Raw genomic sequence first — 25344 nt, forward strand, 5'->3', positions numbered from 1 at the left:
TCAGATCATCGCGGCGCCACCAATCCAGCATTGCACCGGCGCGAGCGCGGCATCGAGCCATGCCAGATCGGCGCGATGGCCGGGGGCAAGCGTGCCGATCTCGTCGGCCAGGCCCAGGAACCGGGCCGGCGTGGCGCTGGCCATGCGGCTTGCCGCGGGCACGTCGGCGCTGGTCATCGCCACCATGTTGCGCAGCGCGCCGGCCATGTCCAGGCTGGAGCCAGCCAGGGTGCCATTGCCATCCTGGCACACGCCATCGGTTACGGTGATCGTCCGTCCGTTCAACTCGAAGGTGCCGTCGCTCATGCCCACGCTGGGCATGGCGTCGGTGACGAGCATCAGCCGGTCCGGCCCCTTCATGCGCAGCGCGATTTCCAGTGCCGGGGCGGCAACGTGCACGCCATCGGCAATCACGCCGCACCACACGCCCTGGTCCAGCAGCGCGGCGCCGACCATGCCGGGCGCGCGATGCAAGAGCGGCGACATGGCGTTGTAAAGGTGGGTGACCCCGGTGATGCCGGCCGTAAAGCCGGCGCGCGCCTGGTCATAAGTGGCGTTCGTGTGGCCAGCACTGACGATGACGCCGGCAGCCACCAGGCGGGACAAGGCCTCGATGCTCACCTGCTCGGGCGCGATGGTGAGCATGACTTTGCCACGCCGGGGGCGGCACAACTGGTCGAGCAGGGCATCGTCCAGCGGGCGGATCAGCGCGGGATCGTGAATGCCCTTGCGCACGGCATTGATGAACGGCCCTTCGATATGCAGGCCGACGATGCCGGGCTGACTTTGCGCGATGGCCTCGTCCACCACATCGAGTGCGCGGGCCATGGCATCGGGCGTGTCGGTGATCAGCGTGGGCAGCAGGGCCGTTGTGCCGAAGCGGGCATGGGCGCGGGCGATCGTCGCCAAGCCCGCAACGGTGATATCGTTGTTGAGCAGCGCGCCGCCGCCACCGTTGACCTGGGTATCGACAAAGCCGGGCAACAGCCAGCCGCCGCCCAGATCGATCGCTGGCGCGCCAGGCGCCACATCGGGGGCCACGGCCACGATGCGGCCATCGGCCAGGGTGAACGCGGCCGATCCTGCCACCGTATCGCCCAGCAGGATGTGCCCGTTGGTAAAGGCCAGGACTGTCATCGCGTGCGGGTCACTTTCGCCAGGAACGGCGGCTCGTCAGGATTGAACCCGCGCGCCAGGGACAGGGCATTGACCATGCGATAGAAACTGGCAATGCGCAGCAGCGGCGCAATCGCTTCGTCTGCGGCAAGCGCGGGCAGCACGGTTACGCCGCTGTCGGCCGGGATCGCTTCTGGCTGGGCGGTGGCCAGGAACACTTGCGCGCCGCGCTGTGCAAAATCGCGGCAGACCTGGCGCACGTCTTCCCCGGTCTGGCCGCCGATGTCGAAGCCCAGCACCGGAAAGCCATCGCGCACGATAGCCATGGGGCCGTGGCGCACTTCGGCCGAACTGAACGCCTCGCCATGCAAGCCGCTGGTTTCCTTGAGCTTGAGTGCGGCTTCCTGCGCAATCGACAGGCCATAGCCACGGCTGATCAGGAACAGGTTGGTCGCATCCTGCAGGCCGGCCTGGGCGGCCGACCAATCGAGCGCGAAACTCTGGTCGAGCGCGGTGGGCAGGCCAGGCAGGGCCGCAACGAGGGCTTCGTCCTGGCTCCAGGCCGCCACCAGCGCGGCGATGCCGGCGAGCGAGGTGATGAACGACTTGGTTGCCGCCACCGAGATTTCCGGCCCGGCGCAAAGCGGCAGGGCCACGTCGGCAAGATGGGCGAGCGGGGAATCGTCATTGTTGACCAGCGCGACGACCAGCGCGCCGGCAGCCTTGTAGCGCTCCACCGTGGCGAGCATGTCGGGGCTGTGGCCCGATTGCGAAATGGCGATGCATAGCGGCGCGGCGCCAGTGGCCGCACGCATCGGCGCATCATAGAGCGAGACGGTGGAAAACGCCGCCGATGCAGTGGGAATGCCCAGCACCGTCTCGATCATGTACTTGGCATACGTGGCGGCGTGATCGGAAGAACCGCGTGCGCAAGTCAGGACCAGGGGCGGCGGGGCCTGGCGCAGGCGCGCGCCGAGATCGGCCAGCGCTTGCGCATTGCGCGCAAGGAAACGGGACACCGCCTCGCCAGCCTCTGCCGCTTCGCGATGCATCCAGGTGGTTGCCGTTGCGGGAGTGGCAGGGCTGGCACCCGGTTCGGGGGAACTTGAGGGCGTGATCAACTTGGCCTCCACGCATTAACCTTTCCGGTGGGTCTGAACGACGAGATGGGCACCGTGTCATGCCGCCGCGCAGCAAGACAGGTTGGTTATACATCTCGGGAGAGTTGATGCAATGGTAGTAAATAGGTATTTTTTTAGTCGGAGCAAAGCGGCGCTGCCCTATGCTGTGGCGCGCGACACCGGGCGCGATGCGAGCAGGAGCAGCCCCGATCCGCTGGAGAGCGTCAGCACGGGCGCGACCAAGCCGCATACCTATGAGAATTTATAATTTATCAATTATCATCAAGGTTTGGTGAAAGATAGCGGCGGCAACGCAAGCGGGCATCGGCGCTTTTCCGCGCGCGGGGAATGATGCCAGCCAACGCGACCTGGCCGTGCCGCCCCGCCGGTCGCAGCGGCCGGCATAGCACGTTTTGTTTTTGTCCTATCTTTACGAGGGCAGCGCGCCGCAACGAGGCGCCTGGCGACGGCGGAAGGGCCCAGATTCTGCGGATTTCCGGAGGGCTTGGTTCCACCCCGCTTACGCGCGGAGACGATACCAATTTCCGACATAGGGCCCGGCGCGCGGCATGGGAGAGCAGGCGGGCGATGCGGTGTCTCCCAGCGGATTTTTGCACAGGGCGCGCTGGCCACACGGTTGCTTTGCAGCTCGGCGCACCGCAGGATGGTTGCGCAACCATCGGTTTGCCGCCGCACGTCCGCTGCCCCCGCCCGGACTGCCCCGAAAGGACCAGACCATGCGCTTTTTGCCCGCGCCTGCCGCCGCCCTCTTGGCTATTGCCGCCAGCCTGGCTCTTGCCCCGTTGGCGCAAGCAGCCGGCACACCGACCGATGCCCTGGCCCCCACCGGGCGGTGGAGCGCAAATGCGCGCGGACAGGCGCCCACGCCGCCGATGGGCTGGAACAGCTGGAATGCCTTTGGCCCCGCGATCGACGAGACCAAGCTGATGGCGTCGGCCCAGGCGCTGGTGGATACCGGGCTGGCGGCCAAGGGCTATCGCTATGTCGATATCGACGATGGCTGGTGGCTCAAGCGGCGGATGCCCGATGGCCGCATGCTGGTGCGCACGGCCATGTTTCCTTCGGCCGCAACGCCCGATGGCACCACGTCGCTGCGCCCGTTGACCGACCGCTTGCACGCCATGGGCCTCAAGGCCGGCATCTATTCCGACATCGGTCGCAACAGCTGTAGCCAGGTGTTCGGCGGGGGCCGACGCGCCAAATCTGCCCGAAGGCACGCAGGCCGAACGCGAGGTTGGCCTTTACGGCCATATCGAACAGGACATCGCGCTCTATTTCCAGGAGTGGAAGTTCGACCTCATCAAAGTGGATGGCTGTGGCATCCGCGGGCTGGGGCCTGACAACCCGCGCGTGAAGGCCGGCCTTTATCGCCCGCTTGGCCCGGTGATCGATTTCGACGAACTGCCCCGCACCGACATTGCCGAAGTGCGCCGCCTCTATGGCGCAGTGGCCGATGCCCTGGCGCGCACCCGCCCGGCGGGGGACTATGTATTCTCGCTGTGTCTGTGGGGATCGGCCAATGTGCGCGCCTGGGGCAAGGACCTGGGCAACATGAGCCGCACCAGCGAGGATATCTCGCCCACCTGGCCGCGCATGCTGCACAATCTCGACACCACGGCGCGGCGCGCGCTCTATGCCCATCCCGGCAGTTGGAACGATCCCGACATGCTGTTCATCGGCAAGGGCGAGTTCGACGCCGCGCACATGACCGAGGCGCGCTCGCATTTGGCACTGTGGGCGATCGAGAACGCGCCGCTGCTCATTGGCATGGATTTGCGCGAGGCCAATGCCGACCAGATCGCCCTGCTGGGCTGGCAGGCCGCGATCGCCATCAACCAGGACCCGGCGGGCAACCAGGCGGTGCTTGCCCATGACAGCGCCGAAGTGCAGATCTACGTCAAGACCCTGGCCGATGGCACCAAGGCCGTGGCGCTGTTCAACCGCAGTGCCGCGCCAACCCATGCCACGCTGACCGCCGCGCATCTGAAAATGACCGGGGAAATTGCCACCACCGACCTGTGGACCGGCAAGGCCAGCCGCTTTGCCAACGAAACCACGGTTCCGCTCGCCCCGCACGAGACCGTGCTGCTCAAGGTTGCGGGCGCGCGGCGCCTGCCCGACGGAATCTATCTTTCGGAAATGCCGGGCAGCGTCAACCCGGCGGTGGACGGCGTGGTGCAGCCCCAGCCCGATCCGCAGGTCCATCTCGGGCTGTCGCCGTGGAACGACACGCGCGGCACGGGCGAGCATCCGCGCTATGGCGGTTGGGGCGGCGCGGCGGTGGACACTGGCCCCTATGGCCAGGAACTGCAGGCCGGCCACGAAAAGCTCGACACCGGGATCGGCATTCTTGCCGGATCGCGCCTGGAAGTGCGCAATGCCGGTCATGCCCGCTTTACGGCGCGGGTGGGGGTGGACGATGCCGCCTGGGGCAACAGCGGGGCGGTGACGTTCCTGGTCTATGGCGACGGGCGCCTGCTGGCCCGCTCGGCGCCGCTGCGCGCGGGTGCGGCCCTGGTGCCGATCAGCGCGGACGTGCGCGGCGTTCGCCTGATCGAACTGGTTGCCCGGCCTACCCAAGCGAGCGCCGCACCCGATCCGGTTGTCTGGGGCGAGGCCGCGCTGCGCAATTAGAGCCCGCGATTCAGCGATTTTGGGGCGGCAGAAATTGGTGGGGAGCGGCGTTGACAAATCAGCGGTTTGGGAAAGACCGGAAGTGGTGGTTAGCTGCGGCTCTGGTATCGGCCGATGCGGAGCCAACGATCGAAGGGTAAAAGTTCGCATAGCATCCCGGCAAGGAAGCCACCGATCCACATCGATCCTTGTGGCAGGTTTAGGTGAAAAAGAGCCTCACCCACTCGGAGCAGCAGAACGACGCCCAGCGCTATGCCGATTTTAACGGTAAGCAACACTCCTACACGCGACAAGAAGAGCACCATTCGTGTCCCATTGCTAACAACAGCGTAACGTGGCGAGTGACTTCCGTAAATGGTGGTTAGTTGCCATCGTTGGCGGTATCGGCAAATTGCCAAGCTGATGGCAAGTCGGGAAAGTGCCCCCATCGCTCCCACTGCATGTTGGCGTGCCCATGCGGTCGAGACGCTAAGCCCCAGCGAGGAGGATCAGGCCAACCGAACCACGTGTTGTCTATCAGTAGGAAGTCCTCACCCTCGAACGTGGCGAAGAACGCCGCATCAACATCAGACAACCACTCCTTCGAATGGCCAAAGATGCCTTCTGTAGGAAATGCTTTCCACGGAATTGACTGCCAGTTGATCGGCATTTGCGACCGACGGTGGAAGCCTTCCTCTTGCTTGTCCGCCGCGTGCGTGTCCTTGGGCCACGGCGCTGGTTCCCATTCAGGCAGTATCTCGTCGCGCTGATAGATGCTCATCAGACAAGTTTACCAATGCCGCAAACGTCCACAAGTGGGCGCAACCGGCCATTCGAATTTGTCCGCGCCGCTTAAACCTGCCGAAGGGCCTGAAGATCGATCTGCAACTTGTTGACTTTGTAATAGAACGTTTTGCGCGGCAGGCCCAGCGTGGCAATTGCGGTGGCAATGCGCCCTTGTGCGGCGCGCACGGCGGCGATGATTTCCGCGCGTTCGAAGGCATCGACGCGTTCGGCCAGCGATAGCGGCGTTTCGCCCGGCGCGGCGGGCAGCTCGGGTGTGACCAGGCCCAGCACCCATTGCTGGGCAAAGCGGGCGAGTTCGTGGGCATTGCCGGGCCAGTCGTGCCGCTCCAGCCGGTCCTGCACGGCGGGCATCAGGCGCGGCACCGGCAGTTTGGCCCGCACCGCCGCCTCCCCGGCAAAATGGGCGAAAAGCGCGGGAATATCCTCGCGCCGCGCGCGCAAGGGGGGAATGGCAATGCGCATGCCGGCCAGGCGATGCAGCAGGGCCGGCGGCAATGCATCAGCGCTTCCCGCGGTGGCGATCACGCGCAAGTCCAGCGGCACTGCGTCCTTGCCGGGCACGGCCAGCGCGCGGTCTTCCAACACGGGCACCAGCAGGCTGTGAAAGCGCGGGCTGGCGCCATCGATATCGTCGAGCAGCAGCGTGCCCCGGCTGGCATGGACCAGGCTTGCTCCACCCGACAACGAAAGGATTTCATCCTCCAGCGCCGGGCCCAGCCCCGCACAGTTGACCGTGGCAAAGCGATGGCGGCGGCGCTTGCCCCCCTGGTGGATCAACCGGGCGAGCAGTTCCTTGCCGGTGCCGGTTTCCCCTTCGATCAGGAGGTCGAGATCGGCGTCAGCCAGCGTCGGGATCATGTCGCGCAGCCGGCGGATCGCGGGCGAGGTGCCGATCAGCGCGGCAGCAGCGGCGCCATCCTGCGCCTGGGCCTGGAGCCGGCGATTTTCCAAAGCCAGGGCGCGGGCATGGGCGGCGCGCTCGGCCGCGGCGATGAGCGCTTCGGCGGCAAAGGGCTTGGTGAGGAAATCCCAGACCCCGGCCTTGAGGGCATCGACTGCCATGTCCACGTCGCCATGACCGGTGATCAGGATCACGGGCAGTTCCTCGTCCCGCGCGCGCAGGGCGCGGAACAAGTCGATCCCCGAAAGGCCGGGCATGCGCACGTCGCTGATCACGACGCCGGGCCAGGTGGCGTCGAGTGCCGCCAGCGCGGCGGGCGCATCGGCAAATTCGCGCACCTGGAAATCGGCAAGGCGGAGCAGTTGCGCGGTGGAGGCGCGCAGATCGGCATCGTCTTCGACCAGGGCGATGTGGCGGGTGGCTTCGGTCATCCCTTCAGCCCTCCCGCACCAGGCTGATGCGAAAGGCGGCGCCCTGCGCGCTGGGCACCAGCACCAGGCTGCCGGAAAATTCCTCCACGATATCCTTGGCGATCACCAGGCCCAGGCCCAGGCCCATCGGCCTGCTGGTGGCAAACGGGGTGAACAACCTTGCGGCGATTTCGGGGTCCAGGCCGGGGCCGTTGTCGGCAATGGTCAGGTCGAGCGTCGTTGGCGTTTCCGCCACCGCGATGGTGATTGCCGCATCGGGCACGCCGGCCAGCGCCTCGATCGCATTTTGCAGGATGATTACCAGGACTTGTTCCAGCCGGGTCTTTTCCGCCCGGACCCGCAGCGAGGGATCGAGCGGGGGCAGGGCTAGCGACACGCGTGACAGTTGCTCCTTGAGGATCAGGCGCGCGCCGTCGAGCGCCTCTGCCAGCACGATCGCGCTTTCGCCGCGGCTGCCCTTTCGCGCAAAGCCACGCAAGTGCTGGGTGATCGCGCCGATGCGGTCGGCCAGGCGCGTGATCGCGGCGAGGTTGGCCCGCGCCTCTGCGCTTTCGCCACGATCGAGGAGGAGCGCGGCGCTGGCGGCATAGTTGCGGATGGCGGCCACCGGTTGGGCGGTTTCATGCGCCACGCTGGCCGTGACCTGGCCCAGCGTGGCCAGGCGATTGGCCTGGCGCAGGCCTTCACGCAACGTGGCGGCGCGGGCCTCTGCCGCCGTGCGTTCCTGGATTTCGCTGCGCAGTTCGGCCGTGGCCTGGGCCACCGCGCTTTCCAGCTGGGCGGTGCGGCGCCGGCGCTGGCGCGCGCGCTCCACCAGGGCAGCGGCCACGGCACAAAGCAGCAGGACGATCAGCGCGGTGGTGCCTTGGGCGACGCGCACCGCCGGATCGACCGTGCCCGCCAGAGGCAGCGCCAGGTTGAGCCGCCAGCCCGCCGCATCGGGCCCGGATTGGACCAGCAGATGCGGCGTCGCCATGCCCACCGGCACCAGCAGTCCGGCAGAGGGGCGGGCGAAGGGCGGCGGCGGCAGGGCGGGCACGCCGAGCGATTGCTGTTCGGCTTGGCGAACGGGCGGCGTGAGCGGCGCAGTGGCGGCAAAGCGCCAGCCGGGCCGGCTGGCGACGAGCACCACGCCCTGCCGGTCGGTAACGAACGTGATGCCGGGCGCGGCGCGCCACGCGCTTTCGATGCCATCGAATTCCAGCTTGACCACGACCACGGCCGCTCCGCCCGCCGCACGCGTGGCCAGGTACAGGCCCGCCTTGTGGCTGGCGGTGCCCAAGGCGAACTGCTGCGCCTGGCCGCTTTGCAGCGCCTGCCGGAAATAGGGGCGGAAATTGTAATCGCGGCCGATGAAGCTTTGCGCCTGGCGCCAGTTGCTCGCGCCAAAGGCAAACCCGCCGCGATCGATCACATAGATGGCTGCAGCGCCGAATTCCCGCGCCAGCGCTTCCAGCTTGCGATTGAGCGCGGCACGGGCGGCAGGCGCCGGGGTCTGCGCCGCGGCAACGAGATCGCGGTCATCGGCCAGCGCGCGGGGCAGCAGGCGGAAACGGGCAATCTCGCTGGCGAGCAGCGCCTGACGCAAGCGCAGGTCCTGCCGCCCCTGGGTTTCCACGCGTGCCAGCATCACCTGCCGGGCAATCGCCCCGGCGAGCGCGGCAGCGCCAAGCGCCAGCAGCAGCACGGCCGCAAGGGCCCAGAATCGGCGAAGCGATGACATGGGCGGGATGCTATCAGGCTGAGCCGAAAATTGCACATGCCTGTAGAAAGATGTGTCGAAATCTGCACATCAGAATGGCAAGGATGCAGTTATAGTACTGAATAATATTGGTAAAATAAGTGATCCCAAACCCTTTTGACGCGCGCTGCAGCCGCCTATGGTAGGGATCAAGCAGGGCCAAGCAACGCGACCTGCCGAGAGGACGAAAGGCATTTTCCGATGATCGTTGCCGCGACTGATCCATCTGCGCCCGCAGCCAAGCCGGCCCGGCGCTGGTATGGCCATCTCTATGTCCAGGTGGTGGCCGCGATTGCGGCGGGCGTCCTGCTCGGCCATTTCCACCCGGCGGCGGGCGAAGCGCTCAAGCCGGTGGGTGACATGTTCATCAAGCTGGTCAAGATGGTCATCGCCCCGGTCATTTTCCTGACCATCGTGACCGGGATTGCCGGGATGCGCGATCTGGCGGCGGTGGGCCGCGTGGCGGCCAAGGCCTTTGCCTATTTCCTGTTTTTCTCCACCCTCGCGCTGGTGGTGGGGCTGATCGTGGGCAACGTGATGCGCCCCGGTGCCGGCCTCAATATCAATCCTGCCACGCTCGATGCCGGCAAGGTGGCCGATTACGCCGCCAAGGCGCATGAAAGCACGATCGTGGGCTTCCTCTCCGCGATGATCCCCGACACGTTCCTTTCGGCACTGACGCAGGGCAATATCCTGCAAGTGCTGGTGGTGGCGGTGCTGTTCGGCATTGCCCTGGCGTCGGTGGGCGAGCGTGGCCAACGCGTGCTCAGCCTGCTCGACGACGTTTCGATCGTGGTGTTCAAGCTGGTGTCGATCGTGATGAAGGCCGCCCCGATCGGCGCGTTTGGCGCGATGGCCTTCACCATCGGCAAGTATGGCGTGGGCAGCCTGGCCAACCTAGCGCAGCTGGTGGCCGCGTTCTACATCACCGCGCTGCTGTTCGTGCTGGTGGTCCTGGGCGTGGTGGCGCGGCTGGCGGGCTTTTCGATCCTGCGGCTGATCGCCTACTTGCGCGAGGAACTGCTGCTGGTGCTGGGTACGTCTTCCTCGGAAAGCGCGCTGCCCGCGCTGATCGAGAAGATGGAGCGCGCCGGCTGTTCCAAGACGGTGGTGGGCCTTGTCGTGCCCACCGGCTACAGCTTCAACCTGGATGGCACCAACATCTACATGACGCTGGCCGCGCTGTTCATTGCCCAGGCCTGCAACGTGGAATTGACGCTGGGCCAGCAAATCCTGTTGCTGGGCGTGGCGATGCTGTCGTCCAAGGGCGCAGCCGGGGTTACCGGCGCGGGCTTCATCACCCTGGCCGCGACGCTGTCGATCGTGCCTTCGGTGCCGGTGGCGGGCATGGCGCTGATCCTGGGGATCGACCGCTTCATGTCGGAATGCCGCAGCCTGACCAACTTCGTCGGCAACGCGGTGGCCACCATCGTGGTGTCGCGCTGGGAAAATGCGCTGGACCACGAGGCACTTGATGCAGCGCTGCACGGCAAGGCGCTGCCCCCGCCGGCACAACAGGCGCACGCTGCCTAAGCAGCGGCGCACCAAGGGAGAGTTCATCATGGACCTGAATTTTTCGCGGCTGCGGGCCGCCACGGCCCCGCTTTGCCTGCTTACCGCCACACCGGCCCTTGCCGAGACCGTGCCCGATGCCACCGCCGGCAGCGAGCGCAAGAGCTATCCGCTGGCGTACAACGGCGATGCCGCCGCCGCGCCGGGCAGCTATGCCCTGTCGCGCTGGGCCGAGGATTGGCGCGGGATGCGCAACCCGGCCAAGCGCGACGATCCGCTTGACCGGTTGAAGTTCATTCCGCTCGACGCCGACGGCGACAGCTACCTGACGCTGTCGGGCGAACTGCGCCTGCGCATGAACATGACGACCAATCCCAACTTGCGCGACGCGCAGGCGCAGCGGCAGGACATCAACCGCGAAACCCTGGGCGCAGACCTGCACATCGGCCCGCATTTGCGGCTCTATGGTGAAATCTCGCATGGCGGGATCGGCGGGCGCAACCTGGGCGCCCCGGCAGCGACGCTGCGCAACGACCTGGTGTTCCTCCAGCACTTCGTGGAAGTGGACGGCACGATCGGCGCGGCCGAGGTGGGCGCGCGCTATGGCCGCCAGGAATTCACCGATGGGCCCAATATCCTGGTGTCGCAGCGCGACAACAACACCATCCGCTATACGCTCAACGGGTTTCGCGGCTGGGTACGCACCAGCAATGCGCGCCTGACGCTGTTCGATCTCAAGCCGACGGCCTATGGCGACCTGGGCACCGATGACGACGTGGTCGATCCGGCCCGGCGCTTTTCCGGTGTCACTGCCGGGTTCGTGCTGCCCAAGAGCACGCTGGGGGGATCGCAGCTGACGCTCGATCTGTTTGCCTGGCGCCGGCGCAACCTGGTGGGCACCTGGGGCGGGCGGATCGGCCCGGCGACGCGGTTTTACGCCGGGGCGCAGCTGCGCGGCGATGTGGGGCGGCTGGGCCTGGATTGGTCGGTCAACCACCAGTGGGGCACGTTCATGAACCAGGGTATCGACGCCTGGCAGGCATTCCTGGCGCAGACCTGGCGGATCGGCAAGGGCCCGGCCAAGACCGCGCCGCGCGTGGGCGTGCATGTCGATTATGCCAGCGGCGGGGGCGGCTATGGCGATGGCAAGCTGCGCAATGCCTATGCCCCATTCGGCAACAACATCTATTTCAGCTATCAGCTCTACCTCACGCCATCCAACCTCGTGGCGGTGACGCCCAACGCCAGTTTCACCCCGTTCCGCAACGCGCGGTTGAGCGCCGAATACGAACTGGTGTGGCGTGACAATGTGTATGACGCAGTCTATCGCGCCAATGGCCAACCCTTTGCCGGCACGCAGAATTATCACGGCCGCAAGATTGCCGACGTGATGCGGGCGCAACTGGTGTGGAATGCCACGCCGCGCCTGACGCTGACCGGGCGCTATGAACACCTGGCGGCGCGCGCGGCCTTGACCGACGCGGGCTATCGCAGTTCGGATTTTATCGCGGGGTGGATCAGCTATCGCTTTTGACCGGCACGCGGGCTGGCTATAGCCAGCGTCTTTCCCCTGCCGCGATGGAGCCCGCCCGCCATGAACAAGGCCGCAATCACCCTGCTGTTGACGGTTGCCCTGCCGATCTCAGCGCCGACCGCTGCCGTGGCGCAATCGGCCCCGATCCCCGCCGCGCAGAAAGCCGGCTTTGACCGCATCCACGAAAGCGACTTGCGCGCGGACCTGGGCCTGGTGGCGTCGGACGCGTTGCAGGGGCGTATGTCGTTGCAGCCGGGTGATGATGCCACGGTGCAATGGGTGGCGGCCGAATTTGCCAAGGCCGGGCTGGAACCGGCAGCGACCGACGCCAGCGGCGCGCCCAGCTTTCTGCAGGCCGTGCCGCTGGTGGAATATCGCCCCAATGCGGCGGCCAATTTCCTGGCGCTGAGCAGCGGGGGGACCACGCGGCGCTGGCAGGCACCGCACATCATGGGCGGCTATCGCGACGATGTGGAGATCACTGCGCCGCTCGCCTTTGCCGGCTATGGCATCACCGCGCCAGGCGTGGGCTATGACGATTATCGCGGGCTCGACGCCAAGGGCAAGATCGTGGTGGTGTTCGAGCACGAGCCGCAGGAAAACGATCCGGCCTCGCGCTTTGGCGGCACGGGCAACACCCGCTATGCCACCAACCGGGTCAAGGCGCTGAATGCCCAGGCCCATGGCGCGCTGGCCGTGGTGGTGATGGCCGAACCCAACCGCAAGCATCCGTCGAATTTCGATCGGGTGATGCGCATCGGTGGCAGCGCCAAGCGCACGCCGCCCCTCCCGGCGCAGGCGCTGGTGGACGATGCGTTACGCATCCCGGTGATCACCGTGGACGACGAAACCGGCACGGCACTGCTGGCGGCCAGCGGGCAGAGCCCGAGCGCGCTGCAAGCCGCGATCGACAAGGCGCTGGCGCCCCAATCGCGCCTTCTAGCGGGTGCGCAAGTAACCCTGCACCTGGAAAACACCGTGCGTTCGCGCGGGGTGACATGGAACGTGGCCGGCTTGCTCAAGGGATCGGACCCGACGCTGGCGCACGAAACCGTGATCATCAGCGCACATCACGATCACGACGGGTCCAGCGGGCCGGAAATCTGGCACGGCGCGGATGACAATGGTTCGGGCACGGTGGGCGTGGTGGAACTGGCCCGCGCCTTCGTGGCCAATGGTGCGAGACCCCGTCGCTCCATCCTGTTCACGGTGTTTGCCGCCGAAGAGCGCGGGTTGCTCGGGGCCTATTACATGGCAGCCCATCCGCTGCGCCCGCTGGCCACCACGCGCGCGATGATCAATTTCGACATGATCGGCCGCAACGAGGCGCCCAGCGACCAGACCACCGGCCTGATCGAGATCCCGGCCGACACGACCAACCGACTGAACCTGATCGGCGCGGCCTATAGCCCCGATTACGCGCGCACCGTCGCAGAGGCCAATCGCAGCGTCGGGCTGGTGCTGGACGATCGCTTCGACCACGAAAACGCGCTCAACGTGTTTTTCCGCAGCGACCAGTTTCCTTTCGTTCTCAACAATATCCCGGCATTCTGGTTCTTCACCGGGTTTCACCCCGATTATCACCACACCACCGACACGGCCGACAAGATCAACTACGCCAAGATGACGCGCATCCTGCAACTGTCCTACCTTTCGGCCTGGCGCTTTGCCGATGGGGCAACGCCGCCGGCTTTCGTGGCCGACCCGCCGGGGCAACGCTGAACCGCCGCGCGCGGTTGCTTGAAATTCAATCGCCCGGCGCAGAATTGCACGCGGGGGCAGGGTTTCAAATCCTGCCCCCGTCTCTATATCGCGGATCAATTCACGGTGCTGCGGCACCGCCCTTTATTCGCGCATTTTCCGTGCGTTCTTTGTGCGTGCCATGCATGGCACCGCCCAACCGGAAGCGATCGTTGTCGATGACCCATTCCTCCCTCGCCCGGCCCTGCCCATGGGAGCGCCCATGCTAGTGCCCCGCCGGCGGGGCATTGCCGTGGCCAACGCCGAAAGCCGCGATGGAATCGTTCCTGCGGTCAGCATCTATGCCCCGGCGCATCGTCCGGGCGGACCACCCCAATCGACGGCAAGCTATCGCCTGGTCGCGCTGATCGTTGCCTGCGCGCTGTTCATGGAATTCGTCGACGCCACGGTGCTGGCAACCGCCCTGCCGACGATGGCGCGCGATTTCGGCGTGCGGCCGCCGGAAATGAGCATCGCGCTCACGTCCTACCTTCTGGCGCTGGCGGTGTTCATTCCTGCTTCTGGCCTGCTGGCCGATCGGTTTGGTTCACGCACCGTGTTCCGCGCGGCGATCGGGCTGTTCATGGTGGGCAGCTTTGCCTGCGGGCAGGCGCCCAGCCTGGAATTCATGGTCCTGGCGCGCTTTGTCCAGGGAATGGGCGGGGCGATGATGATCCCGGTCGGCCGCCTCGTGCTGCTGCGCAGCGTGGCCAAGCACGACATGGTCAGTGCCATGTCGTGGCTTCTGGTGCCCGCGCTGATCGGGCCGGTGGTGGGACCGCCGCTGGGTGGGTTCATCGTCACCTATCTCGACTGGCGCTGGATTTTCTACATCAACCTGCCGGTCGGCCTGCTCGGCCTGTGGCTGGTGGGGCGCTTCATTGCCAATTTCCGCGAGGACACCCCCGGCACGATCGACTGGGCGGGCTTTGCCCTGAGCGGGGTTTCGCTGGGCTGTCTGCTGTTCGGCTTCGAAATGGCGAGCCGCGCCGGCAAGGGGCCGCTTGCGGCAGGGCTGCTGGTGGTGGGCGCAGTGGCCGGCGTGCTCTATGTGCGCCACGCCCGCGGGCGCGAAGGGGCGATCCTGGATCTCTCGTTGATGAAGGATCGCACGTTCCGCCTCTCCGTCATCGCCGGCTCGGTCACGCGGATCACGCAAGGGGCGCAGCCGTTCCTGCTGCCTTTGATGATGCAGGTTGGGTTCGGCTTTTCGGCGGTGCACAGCGGCATGATCACGGTAGCCACCGCGATTGGCTCTTTGGCGATGAAAGGCGCCGCGCCGCGCGTGCTGCGCGCTTTCGGCTTTCGCCGCACGCTGGTGTGGAACGGGGTGATCGGCACCGCCGGTTATGCCGTGTGCGGCCTGTTCGCGCCGGGCTGGCCGGTTTGGGCGATGTTTGCCGTGCTGGTGCTGTCGGGCTTTTTCATGTCGTTGCAGTTCACCGCCTACAACACCATTGCCTATGACGGCATATCGCCGCCGCAGATGAGCAGCGCGACGGCCTTCTATGCCACGTTCCAGCAATTGATGCTGTCGCTTGGCATCTGCATCGCGGCGGTGGCGCTGCACCTGGCGATGCTGCTGCGGGGCCACACGCGGCCGCTGCTCGATGATTTTTCGGCTGCGTTCTGGGTGGTGACTGCCATCTCGCTGGGTGCCACGATCTGGAACCGCCGGTTTGCCACCAATGCGGGCGCGGAGATCAGCGGGCATTCCGATTGACGCACCGCAACAGGGGCTGTTAAAGGCGCGGGCATTCGCATGGACCCGGTGCAATTCCGGGTGGCTATTCCGGCCGCCGATCCGCCGGACAACGCACTTCGCAGACCTCGAGATCGCCGCCCGGATGGGCAGGCTGCTCTGCGATTTTCGCGGATTTTTCTATGTTGTCATTGTTTTCCCAAGAATATCGCGCGTCGTGGTTTCGCGGCGTGGGCGCGGCACGGTGCGATGTGCTGGCCGGCATGGTCGGCACGTTTGCGCTGATCCCCGAAGTCATTGCTTTTTCCTTTGTCGCCGGGGTCGATCCACAGGTGGGGCTCTATGCCTCTTTCGTGATCGGCATCGTCATTGCCTTTGCCGGCGGCCGGCCGGCGATGATTTCGGGCGCGGCCGGTTCGGTGGCGCTGGTGGTGGGCGCGCTGGTCCAGGCGCACGGGCTGGCCTATCTGCTGGCGGCCACGGTGCTGGCCGGGGCATTCCAGATCGTGTTCGGCCTGCTCAAGCTGGACGTGCTGTTGCGCTATGTCTCGCGCTCGGTGCGCACGGGGTTCGTCAATGCCCTGGCGATCCTGATCTTTTCGGCACAGGTGCCGCAGATGGTGGGCGTGGATTGGCACACCTGGGCACTGATCGCGGCGGGCCTGGCGATCATCTATCTGCTGCCCCGGTTGACCCGCGCCGTGCCATCGCCACTGGTGTGCATCGTGGTGCTGACCGCCATCACCATGGCCGTGCCGATGCCGGTCCATACCATTGCCGATCTGGGCCGGCTGCCTGACGGCCTGCCCCATCTGGCGCTGCCGGATGTGCCGTTCAGCCTGGCAACGCTGCGGATCGTGTTTCCTTATGCCCTGGCCATGGCCGCCGTGGGCCTGCTGGAATCGATGATGACCGCCACCGTGGTGGACGATCTGACCGAAACGGCGAGTTCCAAGGCCCGTGAATGCACCGGGCTGGGCGTCGCTAACATGGCGGCCGGCCTGTTTGGCGGGATCGCCGGTTGCGGCATGATCGGCCAGACGGTGGGCAATGTGCGCTATGGCGGGCGGGGGCGCCTTTCCACGCTGACGGCAGGTGTGTTCCTGCTGGTGGTGTTGGTGCCGTTGCGGCCCTGGGTGGCGCAAGTGCCGGTGGCCGCACTGGTGGCGATCATGATCATGGTGTCGGTCTCCACCTTCTCGTGGGGATCGCTGGCCGATCTGGTGCGCCATCCCAAGGTTTCCAGCGTGGTCATGCTGGCAACCGTGGCCGTCACGGTGGCCACGCACGATCTGGCCGCCGGCGTGGTGGTGGGCGTGCTGCTGAGCGGCGTGTTCTTTGCCTTCAAGGTCACGCGATTGATGGATGTGAGCGTGGGCCACGATCCCGGCAGCGACACGCGTATCTACACCGTTTCGGGCCAGGTGTTCTTTGCCAGCGCGGATGTCTTTGCCCAGCGTTTCGATCTGCGGGAAACTGCGCCGCACGTGCGCATCGACCTGACGCGCGCGCATTTGTGGGACGTGACGGCAGTGGCCGCGCTGGAAGACGTGGTGGCCCGGCTGCGCCGCCATGACACGGCGGTGACCGTGGTGGGCCTGAACCAGGCCAGCGCCAGCCTGGTTGACCGCCATGCCCCGCGCGTGCGGGAGGGCGCTGGCCTGGCCCCCGCTCTGGACCCCGCCTGATCTCCAAGCTGGACGCTGCCCCTTGGCCTGGGCCGCGCAAAGTGCGAGTCTTGAAGGATCAAACGGGGTAACAAGGCCATGGTCACGCGTCGCGCTTTCGTGTCGGGTTCGCTCAATGCCGTGGCCGCATCGGCGCTGCCGGTGCGCGCCATGGCGGCGGGGCAAGGCCGGGTGGAGGTGGCCTATGTCAACGCCGCCGTCTGGACCGGGGCGGGGCCGGAGGTGCGCAGCGATGCCATCGGCGTGGCCGGCGGCCATGTGGTGGCGATCGGGCGCGAGGCGGTGCGCGCGCGATCCGGCCCGCGCACCCGCGTGGTCGATCTGCAAGGCGCCTTCGTCACGCCCGGGCTGGTCGATTGCCACACACATTTCACCATCGGTTCGCTGGCGCTGACCCAGCCATCGCTGCGCGATGCGGCCAACCCTGATGAATTCGTGGCGCAGATCGCCAAGGCGGCGCGTGCGCTGCCCAAAGGCGAATGGCTGGAAGGCGGCAACTGGGACCAGGATCGCTGGGGCGGCACGCTGCCCACGCGGCAATGGATCGACGCCGTGACCCCCGATACGCCGGTGGCGGTGATCCGCTATGACCTGCACATGATCTTGTGCAATTCGCTGGCGCTCAAGCTGGCGGGGATCGATCGCAACACGCCCGATGTGCCGGGCGGGGTGATCGTGCGCGATGCGCAAGGGGAGCCGACCGGGATCGTCAAGGACGCGGCCAAGGATCTGGTGCTGCGCGCCATCGCCCAGCCCAGCCCGGCGCGGCTGGATGCGGCGGTGCGCGCCGGGATCGCCCTGGGCCTCAGCAAGGGCGTGACCGAAGTGCACGTGCCCGATCTGGATTGGTCGACGTATGAAATCACCCACCGTTTGCGCCAGCAGGGCGAGACGGGGATGCGGTTCTACCAGTTCACCCCGCTCAAGGACTGGGAGCGCATGGCCCGGATCGTGGCCGAGGAAGGGCACGGCGACGACTGGGTGCGCTGGGGCGCGTGCAAGGTGGTGTTCGATGGCTCGCTGGGGTCGCGCACCGCGCTGATGTATCTGCCTTATCAGGATGAATCCGGCGCGCACGGCATCGTGGTGACCGATCCCAAGGATCTCAAGGCCTGGATTGCCGGGGCCGACAAGGCCGGCCTGCAGGTGACCGCCCATGCCATAGGCGACGAAGCCAACGACATCGTGCTCGATACCATGGCGGCGGTGACCAAGGCCAATGGCGCGCGCGACCGGCGCTTTCGCATCGAGCATGCCCAGCATTTACGCGAGGAAGCGATTCCGCGCTTTGCCCGCCAGGGGGTGATCGCCTCGATGCAGCCCTATCACGCCATCGACGATGGCCGCTGGGCGGTTCGGCGGATCGGGCCGGAGCGGCTGCGCACCAGCTTTGCCGTGGGATCGATGGTGCGCAGCGGCGCGCATGTCTGCTTCGGGTCGGACTGGCCGGTGGCGCCGCTCGATCCGCTGACCGGCATCTATGCCGCGGTGATGCGCGAGACGATCGACGGCAAGAACCCCAAGGGCTGGTATCCCGAGCAGCGGATCACCATGGCCCAGGCGCTGCGCGGCTATACCCGCGAGGCCGCCTATGCCGGCAAGGTAGAGCACCTGCGCGGCGCGATCATGCCCGGCATGCAGGCCGATTTCGCGGTGTTCGACCGCGACCTGTTCCGCATCGATCCCGAAACGATCGAGCAGGCCAAGGTGATCCGCACCGTGGTGGGCGGGGTGGAGCGCTTTACCGCCTGATCGGCCCGCCACGGCGCAGCGCCCAGGCGATGGGCGCCACGCTGGCGGTGAGACCGAGCGCGGCGGCAAGGTCTTCCCAACCATCGCCCGCCAACCCGGCGATCATGCCCGCCAGCGAAACCACGGCGATGATCGCCACCGGCCACAAGGGATGCGTCTGCTTCATGCGGCGCGGGCCTTGCGGGCCGGGCGCGGCTTGCCCAGCCACAGGTAAAGCCCGCTGCCCAGCACCACGATGCTGACCAGATCGAGCAGCGCCCAGAGGAATTTCATCGCCAGCCCCCCGTAATCGCCAAAGTGCAGCGGTTGCGCCAGCAGCAGGCCTTTCATGTACCACGGCATCGGTGCCACGCCATCGACCTGGCCGGTGCGCGCATCGACCATCACCGGGGTGAGCAGCTTGGCGGTGAGCGGGGTGGCGCCCTTGAGATAGACCGCGATGTGATCGTGGCTGCTGAACGCGGCGCCGGGAAAGGCTACGAACTGAACGCTCATGCCCGGCACGGCGGCCTGTGCGTTGCGCAGCGCCAGCGCGGCAATGCCGGGGCGATAGGGCACGATCGGCCCGCTGCTGTCATGCGCCAGGCGGGCCAGGGCATCGCCCCGCCACCATGCGGTGATCGGATCGGCCAGGGTGTTGATCGTGCCGGTCAAGCCCACGACCATGGCCCAGGCGAGCGTGACGCCGCCGATCACGTTGTGCCAATCGAGCCAGCGCAGGCGGTTGGACTTGCCCCGGCGCACCGTGGCAAAGCCGGGCTTGCGCGCGAAGGGGGCATAGAGGACCACGCCCGAAACCAGCGCCACGGCAAAGCACAGGCCCATCGCGCCCAGGAAATACTCGCCCACTTTGCCCAGCAGCAGATCCTTGTGCAGATCGAGCACGGTATCCATCACGCCATGGCCGGGCGCATCGCCCTGGGGCGGCGCGGCGGTGCGCAAGTCCACGGGATTGAACCGCATCGCCGCCTCGGGCGCATCGCCGGTGGGGCCGGTGGTGAGGTTGATCACCGGGCGGTCTTCATCGAAGCTGAGGTAGATCGGCACGCTGCCGGGATTGCGCGCGAGCGCCGTGGCCATGGCATGGTCCACCGGCAGCAGTTCTTGCGCGCGCCAGCGTTGCGGCTGGCTGGGCTTGGCCAGGCCGTCGATCTCGTCATGGAACACCAGCGGCAGGCCGGTGAGCGCCAGGATCAGCAGGAACAGGGTGCAGGTCAGGCTCGACCAAGTGTGAACCTTGCTCCACGCGCGCAGGGTGGCGGGCTTCATGGCGCGGCGTCCTGCCACCAGGGCGCCACGGGTGCCTGGCCATCACGGGCCAGGGTCTGCCCATCGAATGCCACGCCGCCGCGCATGACCAGGGCGATGGCGCGGGCATTGGCGATATCGGCGCGGGGATCGGCATCCAGCACGACGAGGTCGGCGAGTTTACCCGGCGTGATGCTGCCCAGGTCATCCGGGCGGCCGATGATGCGGGCGTTGTCGATCGTGGCCATTTCCAGTGCCTCTTGCGGGGTGGCGCCGCCGGCCACGAAGGCGCCCATTTCCCAGTGCACGCCCAGGCCCTGCATTTCCCCATGGCTGCCCACGCCCACCAGGCCGCCGGCGCGGCGCAGGCGCATGGCATCGCGGGCAAAGCGGGACCAGGTCTGCCAGGGCGCGGCCGTCCAGTGCCGGTCGCGCAGCTTGGCCGCCAGCACGAACGGCGGGGTGAAGCGGGTGAGCCGCCCATCGTCTTGCGGCGCGTGGTTCTCGATTTCGTCGAACAGCAGGGGCGCGCCGCCATAAAGCACGGTGATCGTGGGCGTATAGGCAATCTGGCTGGCCACGAACAGGCGGATCACGTCATCGTGGATCGGCGTGATCGGCAGGTTGTGTTCGTTGCCGGAAAAGCCATCGATCGCGTGGGTCAGTTCCAGCACATAGTCGGCCGCGCCTTCGGTGGTGGGCATCATGCCCAACTTGCGCGCGGCATTGGCCATGTCTTGCCGCGCGGCGCGGTCTCCCACCATGTAGCTCTTGATGTTGCGCGTGCGATAGGCATCGCGATAGCGGGTGAGCACGTCCTGCGCCACGGCTTGCGACGTAATCGCGCTGTTGACGAAGACGCCCGGCCCGGTGCTGAACAGGCGCGGCCCGGCCGAAAGCCCGGCATCCATGCGATCGGCATAGGCAAAGATATCGGGCGTGAACGGCTGCACTTCCAGAACGGAGGTGACGCCATAGGCCAGCAGCGCGGGAAATTCCCAATGCGTGCCATCGTGGATGGTGCGCGGAATGGGAAAGAAATGCGCGTGGGCATCGATCAGGCCCGGGATGATGAACTTGCCAGCCAGATCGCGCATCTGCGCGCCGGCGGGCAGCGGCACAGTGCCGCGCGGGCCGATTGCGGCGATGCGGTTCCCGACCACCACCACATCGGCATCGGCGATCACCGCGCCATGGTCCATGGTCAGCACCGTGGCCCCGCGCAGCACTTGCGGCGCGGATGGCAGCGCGCGCGGCACCTGCACCGAAAGATCGCGCGGGGCGGCGGCGCTTTCAGGGTCGGCTGCGGCAAGGGCGGCGGCATTGGCGTGGCGCCAGAACGGGCCGGTGGTCCATGACAGGCCATCGCCATCCCAGCGCATGGTGTCGGCGCCGATGCGGGTGATCTGGCGCTGCGCGGTGGCGGCATCAGCCAGGTTCACCGGCTGGTCCGTGGCGGGCAGGGGCAGCACGTGCAATTCGAACGCGGTGCGCGCAGCCAGCCAGCGGCCATCGGGCGAGAGGCGCAGCTCATCGACCGGGCGCGGTTCCTTGACATATTGCCCGGCCGCACGCGCCACGATGCGGGCGCGCGGGCGCACAGTGCCATCCGCTTCGATCCGGGCGAGGGCGCCGCCGCTGTTCACATACCAGGCGCCATCATCGGTCTGCTGCAAATGCTTGAGGCCGGCGCCATGCGCCATAACACGCGGCGCGCTGCCATCTTGGCCCAGCGCCACCACATCCACCGGCCAGGCGGGATCGAGTTCGTTTTCCGCGTGCAGCCGGTCGAACTGCGCGGCGCGCAGGGCCACCACGCCGCTGCCGTCGCGGCTCCAGCGCGGCTCAGACCAATAGGCGCCCTGCGGCCCGAGCGGGCGCGGCGCGCCGCCCTTGGCCGCAATGGTCCACACGCCGCCGCCGGTTTCCGCGCTCCACCGCACGAAAGCCAGGGTCTGCCCATCGGGGGACCAGGCCGGCTGGAACGCATTGCCGGCAAACAGCGCGCGCGGCGCACCCCCGGCGCGGTCGGCCAGATAGAGCGTGCCCAGCGCGGTGAACGCAATGGTCTTGCCATCGGGAGACAGCGCCGCGCCTTCGGCCAGGTGGCTGCGTACCGTGGGGCCGTCTTCCACGCGCTGGCGCACGCGGCTTTGCGGGGCCAACGTCAGCTTGACCGGCGCGGTGAACGGGATCGGCGTCTGCGCCCCGCTGGCCAGGTCGATCCGCACGAAGCCGCCGTCCTTGGCCAGGATCAGCGCGCGGCCATCGGGGGTAAAGCGATAGCCAGGGGTGAGATCGTAGTAATAGCCGCCTTCCTGGCCATCGTGATCGATCGGCCAGGCAATCCAGCGGTCCTCTCCCGTGGCAAGGTTGCGCAGGCGCAGGCCGGTTTCGCTGCTGGCGGAGGTGGTGCCATCGCGCCGCGCGGCATAGGCCAGCAATTTGCCGTCGGGCGAAAGCACCGGGCGCATGCCGCCCGGCACCACGGTTTCCACCGTGCTGGTCGCCAGGTCCTGCCGCACGATGGACCAGGTGGGCGGGTCTTTCTCGGTCCAGGTGTGGCCGCGCTTGGTGGCATACCACACGGCCTTGCCATCGGGCGAGGGCGCCGCGCCCAGGGCGTTGACGCGATCGTCCCAGCCTTCGTTGCCGGTGGGCTGCGCTTTTACCAGCACTTGCGCCGCGCCGCCATCGAGGGGCACGCGCCACAGCTCGAACGCCAGAATGGAATGCACCGCGCGACTGATATAAACGCTGCGGCCATCGGGCGCCCAGGCGGGCGAGGTCATCAGCACGAGCGATCCCTCGTGCGTCAATTGGCGCGCGCCACTGCCGTCTGCGCGCGCGATCCACAGGTTGGTCACGCCCGAACGATCAGACAGGAACGCCACCCATTGCCCATCGGGCGAGGGCACCGGATTGCGTTCGAACGCGGTGCCGGTCAGCACGGCTTGCGCCGCGCCGCCGGCCGCCGGCATCCGGTAGATGTCACCCAGCAAGTCGAACCACAGCCAGGCGCCGTCGGGCGAAAGCGCTGGCTGCGCCCAGGTGGCTTCATGGGCCTGATAGGCCAGTTGCCGGGGCTGCTCAGCCTGAGCAGCCCCATGGACAAGCGCCAGTATCAGGCCAAGTACGGGCGCGGCCTGGCGCATCAGAGCGACCAATCCACCCGCAGGCCCAGCGTGCGCGGGCGGACGATCGAGCCGGCCGGCGTGGCCTGCGACGTGAACGGCGCGTTGAGAATGCCGAACTTGTCGAACACGTTGTTGGCAAAGACCAGCACGCGCAGCTTTTCGCCCACCGTCACCCCGGCGCGCAGATCGAAGATGTTGAAATTGCCGCGCGTGGCTGAGTTGCCAAAGGCAACCGGGGCCGAAGAGAGATAGCGGTGCGCCACTTCGAACGAAGGCTTGAGGGCGGCATCGGCAAATTCGAACTTGAGGTTGTTGGCCACCGACCAGCGCGACGAGCCGGGCAGCACCGAGCCGGAGGCATAGCCGCCGCCCACGGCAAAGGTATCGGGCAGGAACGCGGTAAGGCGCGCATCCTGCAACGTGGCGCTGGTGCTGAAGCTGGCAAAGCGCGTCAGTTGCGCCGTGGCAGCCAGTTCGACCCCGCTGATATTGGCGCTGCCAGCGTTGGAGACATAGGAATAGTAGGACGGCGCCGGGCCGAACAGGCGCGCCTGGATGCCTTTCCAATCGATGTTGAACACCGTGGCTTCGACATAGAGGCGGTTGTCGAGCGCGTGGAATTTCACGCCCATTTCATAGTTCTTGACCCGGTCGCTGTTGTACTTGACCGGGATGGTGGGCAAGAGGCCGGCGTTGGGATTGATCCCGCCCACGCGATAGCCTTCGGAATAGGTGGCGTAAGCCAGAAAATCCTTGTTGGGGCGTGCGGTCAGCGTCACCTTGGGGGTGAAGCCGTCTTCCTTGTTGGAGACATAGCCGGTGGCATCGGTGGCGTGATAGCCGCCTTCATAGCCACCGAGCGCGCCAGCCTGGTTGACCACCGTGGCGTTGTAGCGGTTCCAGAAATAGCGGCCGCCCACGGTCAATTCGATATCGTGGCGCGGGGCATAGGTCAGTTCGCCAAAGACGCCCACGTCCTGGTTGTAGGTATCGGAGATGTAGCCATAGAGCCGGTCGCCGGGGGTCAGCACGCTGCCGGAATAACCGCCGAACAGGGTGGGATTGGCATTGATATAGTCTTCCGCCCCGTTCTGGAAGATCTGGTCATAGCTGTGCTTGCGCGCTTCCATATAGCTGGCACCGATGAGGTAGCGCAGCGGGCTATTGCCCTTTGACGCCAGGCGCACTTCGGCGGTCTTGATATTGGCATCGGCATTGCCCGCCGAATAAGCCGCGCCCGATCCGGTGGTGACGCCGGTGACATAGTAATAGGGATAGGAGAACTGGGTGAAATTGTGCTTCTCTACGATCGAGCCGATCGCGGTCAGTTCGGCCCCACCCAGGTCCTGGTCCAGGCGCAGCGAGTTCATCCAGAAGCGCGTGCGCTGCGGTTCGGCCCGCGCGGTGTTGCGCGTGTAGGGGTGATCGAGATCGAGGTAGGTCTGGTCTTCCAGGTAGGTATCCTGCCAGGAATACAGATAGCTGAGCTTGGTGGCGGTGGTGGGCGTCAGCACCACCGAGCCGCGCAGGCCGCGCGTGCGGAAATCGTTGCTGCCGTTCACGCCGGTGCCGGGATTGTCGAGATAGCCGGCATCAAAGCGTTGCAGCGCGACCAGGCGCACGGCCAGCTTGTCGGCAATCAGCGGCACGTTGACCATGGCCTTGGCGGCATAGTTCGCCTCGCCATGGGAATTCTTGGTGGTGCCGACCAGGCCCGAGGCCGCCGCATCGATCTTGGTGGGATCGGCCAGGTTCACCACATAGTTGACGAGGCCACCCAGCGTGGAGGAGCCGAACAGCGTGCCCTGTGGCCCGCGCAGCACTTCCACCCGGTTGAGATCGAACGTGTCGACATCGGGAATGGCGATGGGGAAGCCCGGTTCGACCAGCGGCACTTCGTTGAGGTAATAGCCGACCGTGGTCTGGCCCTGTTCGTGATAAGTGGTGGCGGCAATGCCGCGGATCACCACTTCGGAAACGCCGGGCTGGTAATCGTTGAACACCACGCCGGGCAGGCGCGCGATATAGTCGCCCAGGCTTTGCGCGTTGGCGGCGGCCAGGTCCTTGCCCGAAACGGCGCTGGCGGCGATCGGCGTCTGGTCCAGCGCGACCGCGCGCTTGGTGGCGGTGACGACGATGCTGCCGGCGCTTTCGGCGGCCGGTTCATCGGCGGCCAGCGCGGGCTGGGCCGCCAGCGCCAGCGCGGAAACGCCGGCCAGGCAGGCAAGATTCAGTGTGGTCCTCATGGTCTTTCCCCTGTGCATGTCATGGATTGCCCGG

The 25344-nt window shown here is 66.7% G+C and carries 17 protein-coding genes and 1 other annotated feature; of the genes, 8 read left to right on the forward strand and 9 right to left on the reverse strand.

Translation table 11 applies throughout. The features are described 5' to 3' along the window. Entirely contained in the window at positions 1–1137 is a 1137-nt protein-coding gene (nagA, locus tag FHT19_RS12700) for an N-acetylglucosamine-6-phosphate deacetylase (RefSeq protein ID WP_168557096.1), read from the reverse strand. After that, positions 1134–2168: an SIS domain-containing protein gene (locus FHT19_RS12705; RefSeq protein ID WP_169475506.1), complete on the reverse strand. Its 1035-nt coding sequence runs from the start codon at positions 2166–2168 to the stop codon at positions 1134–1136. Before FHT19_RS12705 ends, nagA begins: the two co-directional genes overlap by 4 nt. 806 nt (positions 2169–2974) lie before the next feature. Here FHT19_RS12705 and FHT19_RS24765 point away from each other — a divergent pair. Continuing rightward, positions 2975–3598 carry a hypothetical protein gene (locus tag FHT19_RS24765; RefSeq protein WP_348981788.1) on the forward strand — a complete coding sequence of 208 codons (624 nt, stop codon included), beginning with the start codon at positions 2975–2977 and terminating at the stop codon, positions 3596–3598. Positions 3599–3608: 10 nt separating this feature from the next. Further along, positions 3609–4892: an NPCBM/NEW2 domain-containing protein gene (locus tag FHT19_RS12710; RefSeq protein WP_348981789.1), complete on the forward strand. Its 1284-nt coding sequence runs from the start codon at positions 3609–3611 to the stop codon at positions 4890–4892. Positions 4893–5253: 361 nt separating this feature from the next. Here FHT19_RS12710 and FHT19_RS12715 read toward each other — a convergent pair whose 3' ends face one another. The 3 genes from FHT19_RS12715 to FHT19_RS12725 all read right to left on the reverse strand — a co-directional run bounded on the left by FHT19_RS12715 (position 5254) and on the right by FHT19_RS12725 (position 8733). After that, the gene (locus tag FHT19_RS12715) at positions 5254–5652 is read right to left on the reverse strand and encodes a hypothetical protein (protein ID WP_169475403.1); all 399 of its coding nucleotides are present in this window, start codon (positions 5650–5652) and stop codon (positions 5254–5256) included. 71 nt (positions 5653–5723) lie between these two features. Then, complete coding sequence (locus FHT19_RS12720) at positions 5724–7010, reverse strand: sigma-54 dependent transcriptional regulator (RefSeq protein ID WP_169475404.1); 1287 nt, start codon at positions 7008–7010, stop codon at positions 5724–5726. Between the two features lie 4 nt (positions 7011–7014). Next, the gene (locus FHT19_RS12725) at positions 7015–8733 is read right to left on the reverse strand and encodes an ATP-binding protein (RefSeq protein ID WP_169475405.1); all 1719 of its coding nucleotides are present in this window, start codon (positions 8731–8733) and stop codon (positions 7015–7017) included. Between the two features lie 219 nt (positions 8734–8952). On the opposite strand from FHT19_RS12725, the gene FHT19_RS12730 reads away from it, so the two are divergent. The 6 genes from FHT19_RS12730 (at position 8953) to FHT19_RS12755 (ending at position 18679) form a co-directional block, all read left to right on the forward strand. Next, a complete protein-coding gene (locus FHT19_RS12730; RefSeq protein ID WP_168557101.1) occupies positions 8953–10284 on the forward strand; it encodes a dicarboxylate/amino acid:cation symporter in 1332 nt (443 codons plus the stop codon). A 28-nt stretch (positions 10285–10312) separates the two neighbouring features. Continuing rightward, positions 10313–11797, forward strand: a complete 1485-nt coding sequence (locus tag FHT19_RS12735; RefSeq protein ID WP_169475406.1) for an alginate export family protein — start codon at positions 10313–10315, stop codon at positions 11795–11797. Positions 11798–11857: 60 nt separating this feature from the next. Continuing rightward, complete coding sequence (locus FHT19_RS12740) at positions 11858–13519, forward strand: M20/M25/M40 family metallo-hydrolase (RefSeq protein WP_169475407.1); 1662 nt, start codon at positions 11858–11860, stop codon at positions 13517–13519. Between the two features lie 241 nt (positions 13520–13760). After that, positions 13761–15260 carry an MFS transporter gene (locus FHT19_RS12745; protein WP_169475408.1) on the forward strand — a complete coding sequence of 500 codons (1500 nt, stop codon included), beginning with the start codon at positions 13761–13763 and terminating at the stop codon, positions 15258–15260. Positions 15261–15298: 38 nt separating this feature from the next. Continuing rightward, positions 15299–15354 (forward strand) — a sequence feature (sul1 is cis-regulatory element that is thought to sense ions involved in sulfur or methionine metabolism; They are found in Alphaproteobacteria). 67 nt (positions 15355–15421) lie between these two features. Further along, positions 15422–16927 (forward strand): SulP family inorganic anion transporter, encoded by a 1506-nt coding sequence (locus FHT19_RS12750; RefSeq protein ID WP_169475409.1) that lies wholly within the window; start codon positions 15422–15424, stop codon positions 16925–16927. Positions 16928–17005: 78 nt separating this feature from the next. After that, entirely contained in the window at positions 17006–18679 is a 1674-nt protein-coding gene (locus tag FHT19_RS12755; RefSeq protein WP_169475410.1) for an amidohydrolase, read from the forward strand. On the opposite strand, the gene FHT19_RS12760 is transcribed toward FHT19_RS12755, so the two are convergent. The 4 genes from FHT19_RS12760 to FHT19_RS12775 are packed head-to-tail and all read right to left on the reverse strand — an operon-like array spanning position 18669 to position 25310. After that, entirely contained in the window at positions 18669–18845 is a 177-nt protein-coding gene (locus FHT19_RS12760) for a hypothetical protein (protein WP_169475411.1), read from the reverse strand. The genes FHT19_RS12755 and FHT19_RS12760 overlap by 11 nt on opposite strands. Beyond that, positions 18842–19948, reverse strand: a complete 1107-nt coding sequence (locus FHT19_RS12765) for a PepSY-associated TM helix domain-containing protein (protein ID WP_169475412.1) — start codon at positions 19946–19948, stop codon at positions 18842–18844. Before FHT19_RS12765 ends, FHT19_RS12760 begins: the two co-directional genes overlap by 4 nt. After that, positions 19945–23082, reverse strand: coding sequence for an amidohydrolase family protein (locus FHT19_RS12770; protein WP_169475413.1), 3138 nt, complete (start codon positions 23080–23082; stop codon positions 19945–19947). Before FHT19_RS12770 ends, FHT19_RS12765 begins: the two co-directional genes overlap by 4 nt. Beyond that, on the reverse strand, positions 23082–25310 hold the full coding sequence (locus FHT19_RS12775; RefSeq protein ID WP_169475414.1) for a TonB-dependent receptor: 2229 nt from the start codon (positions 25308–25310) through the stop codon (positions 23082–23084). Before FHT19_RS12775 ends, FHT19_RS12770 begins: the two co-directional genes overlap by 1 nt. Positions 25311–25344 lie beyond the last annotated feature (34 nt).

It is taken from the genome of Novosphingobium sp. SG919 (assembly GCF_012932495.1).
In the GTDB taxonomy this organism is placed as follows: Bacteria; Pseudomonadota; Alphaproteobacteria; order Sphingomonadales; family Sphingomonadaceae; genus Novosphingobium; species Novosphingobium rhizosphaerae.

Excerpts from the sequence above, each read along its gene's own strand:
- FHT19_RS12775 (WP_169475414.1), bottom strand. The coding sequence starts at position 25,310 with ATGAGGACCACACTGAATCTTGCCTGCCTGGCCGGCGTTTCCGCGCTG.
- FHT19_RS24765 (WP_348981788.1), top strand. The coding sequence starts at position 2,975 with ATGCGCTTTTTGCCCGCGCCTGCCGCCGCCCTCTTGGCTATTGCCGCC.
- FHT19_RS12720 (WP_169475404.1), bottom strand. The coding sequence starts at position 7,010 with ATGACCGAAGCCACCCGCCACATCGCCCTGGTCGAAGACGATGCCGAT.
- FHT19_RS12705 (WP_169475506.1), bottom strand. The coding sequence starts at position 2,168 with ATGCATCGCGAAGCGGCAGAGGCTGGCGAGGCGGTGTCCCGTTTCCTT.
- FHT19_RS12740 (WP_169475407.1), top strand. The coding sequence starts at position 11,858 with ATGAACAAGGCCGCAATCACCCTGCTGTTGACGGTTGCCCTGCCGATC.
- FHT19_RS12745 (WP_169475408.1), top strand. The coding sequence starts at position 13,761 with ATGCTAGTGCCCCGCCGGCGGGGCATTGCCGTGGCCAACGCCGAAAGC.
- FHT19_RS12735 (WP_169475406.1), top strand. The coding sequence starts at position 10,313 with ATGGACCTGAATTTTTCGCGGCTGCGGGCCGCCACGGCCCCGCTTTGC.
- FHT19_RS12750 (WP_169475409.1), top strand. The coding sequence starts at position 15,422 with ATGTTGTCATTGTTTTCCCAAGAATATCGCGCGTCGTGGTTTCGCGGC.
- FHT19_RS12725 (WP_169475405.1), bottom strand. The coding sequence starts at position 8,733 with ATGTCATCGCTTCGCCGATTCTGGGCCCTTGCGGCCGTGCTGCTGCTG.
- FHT19_RS12765 (WP_169475412.1), bottom strand. The coding sequence starts at position 19,948 with ATGAAGCCCGCCACCCTGCGCGCGTGGAGCAAGGTTCACACTTGGTCG.
- FHT19_RS12770 (WP_169475413.1), bottom strand. The coding sequence starts at position 23,082 with ATGCGCCAGGCCGCGCCCGTACTTGGCCTGATACTGGCGCTTGTCCAT.
- FHT19_RS12715 (WP_169475403.1), bottom strand. The coding sequence starts at position 5,652 with ATGAGCATCTATCAGCGCGACGAGATACTGCCTGAATGGGAACCAGCG.
- FHT19_RS12730 (WP_168557101.1), top strand. The coding sequence starts at position 8,953 with ATGATCGTTGCCGCGACTGATCCATCTGCGCCCGCAGCCAAGCCGGCC.
- FHT19_RS12760 (WP_169475411.1), bottom strand. The coding sequence starts at position 18,845 with ATGAAGCAGACGCATCCCTTGTGGCCGGTGGCGATCATCGCCGTGGTT.
- FHT19_RS12755 (WP_169475410.1), top strand. The coding sequence starts at position 17,006 with ATGGTCACGCGTCGCGCTTTCGTGTCGGGTTCGCTCAATGCCGTGGCC.
- nagA (WP_168557096.1), bottom strand. The coding sequence starts at position 1,137 with ATGACAGTCCTGGCCTTTACCAACGGGCACATCCTGCTGGGCGATACG.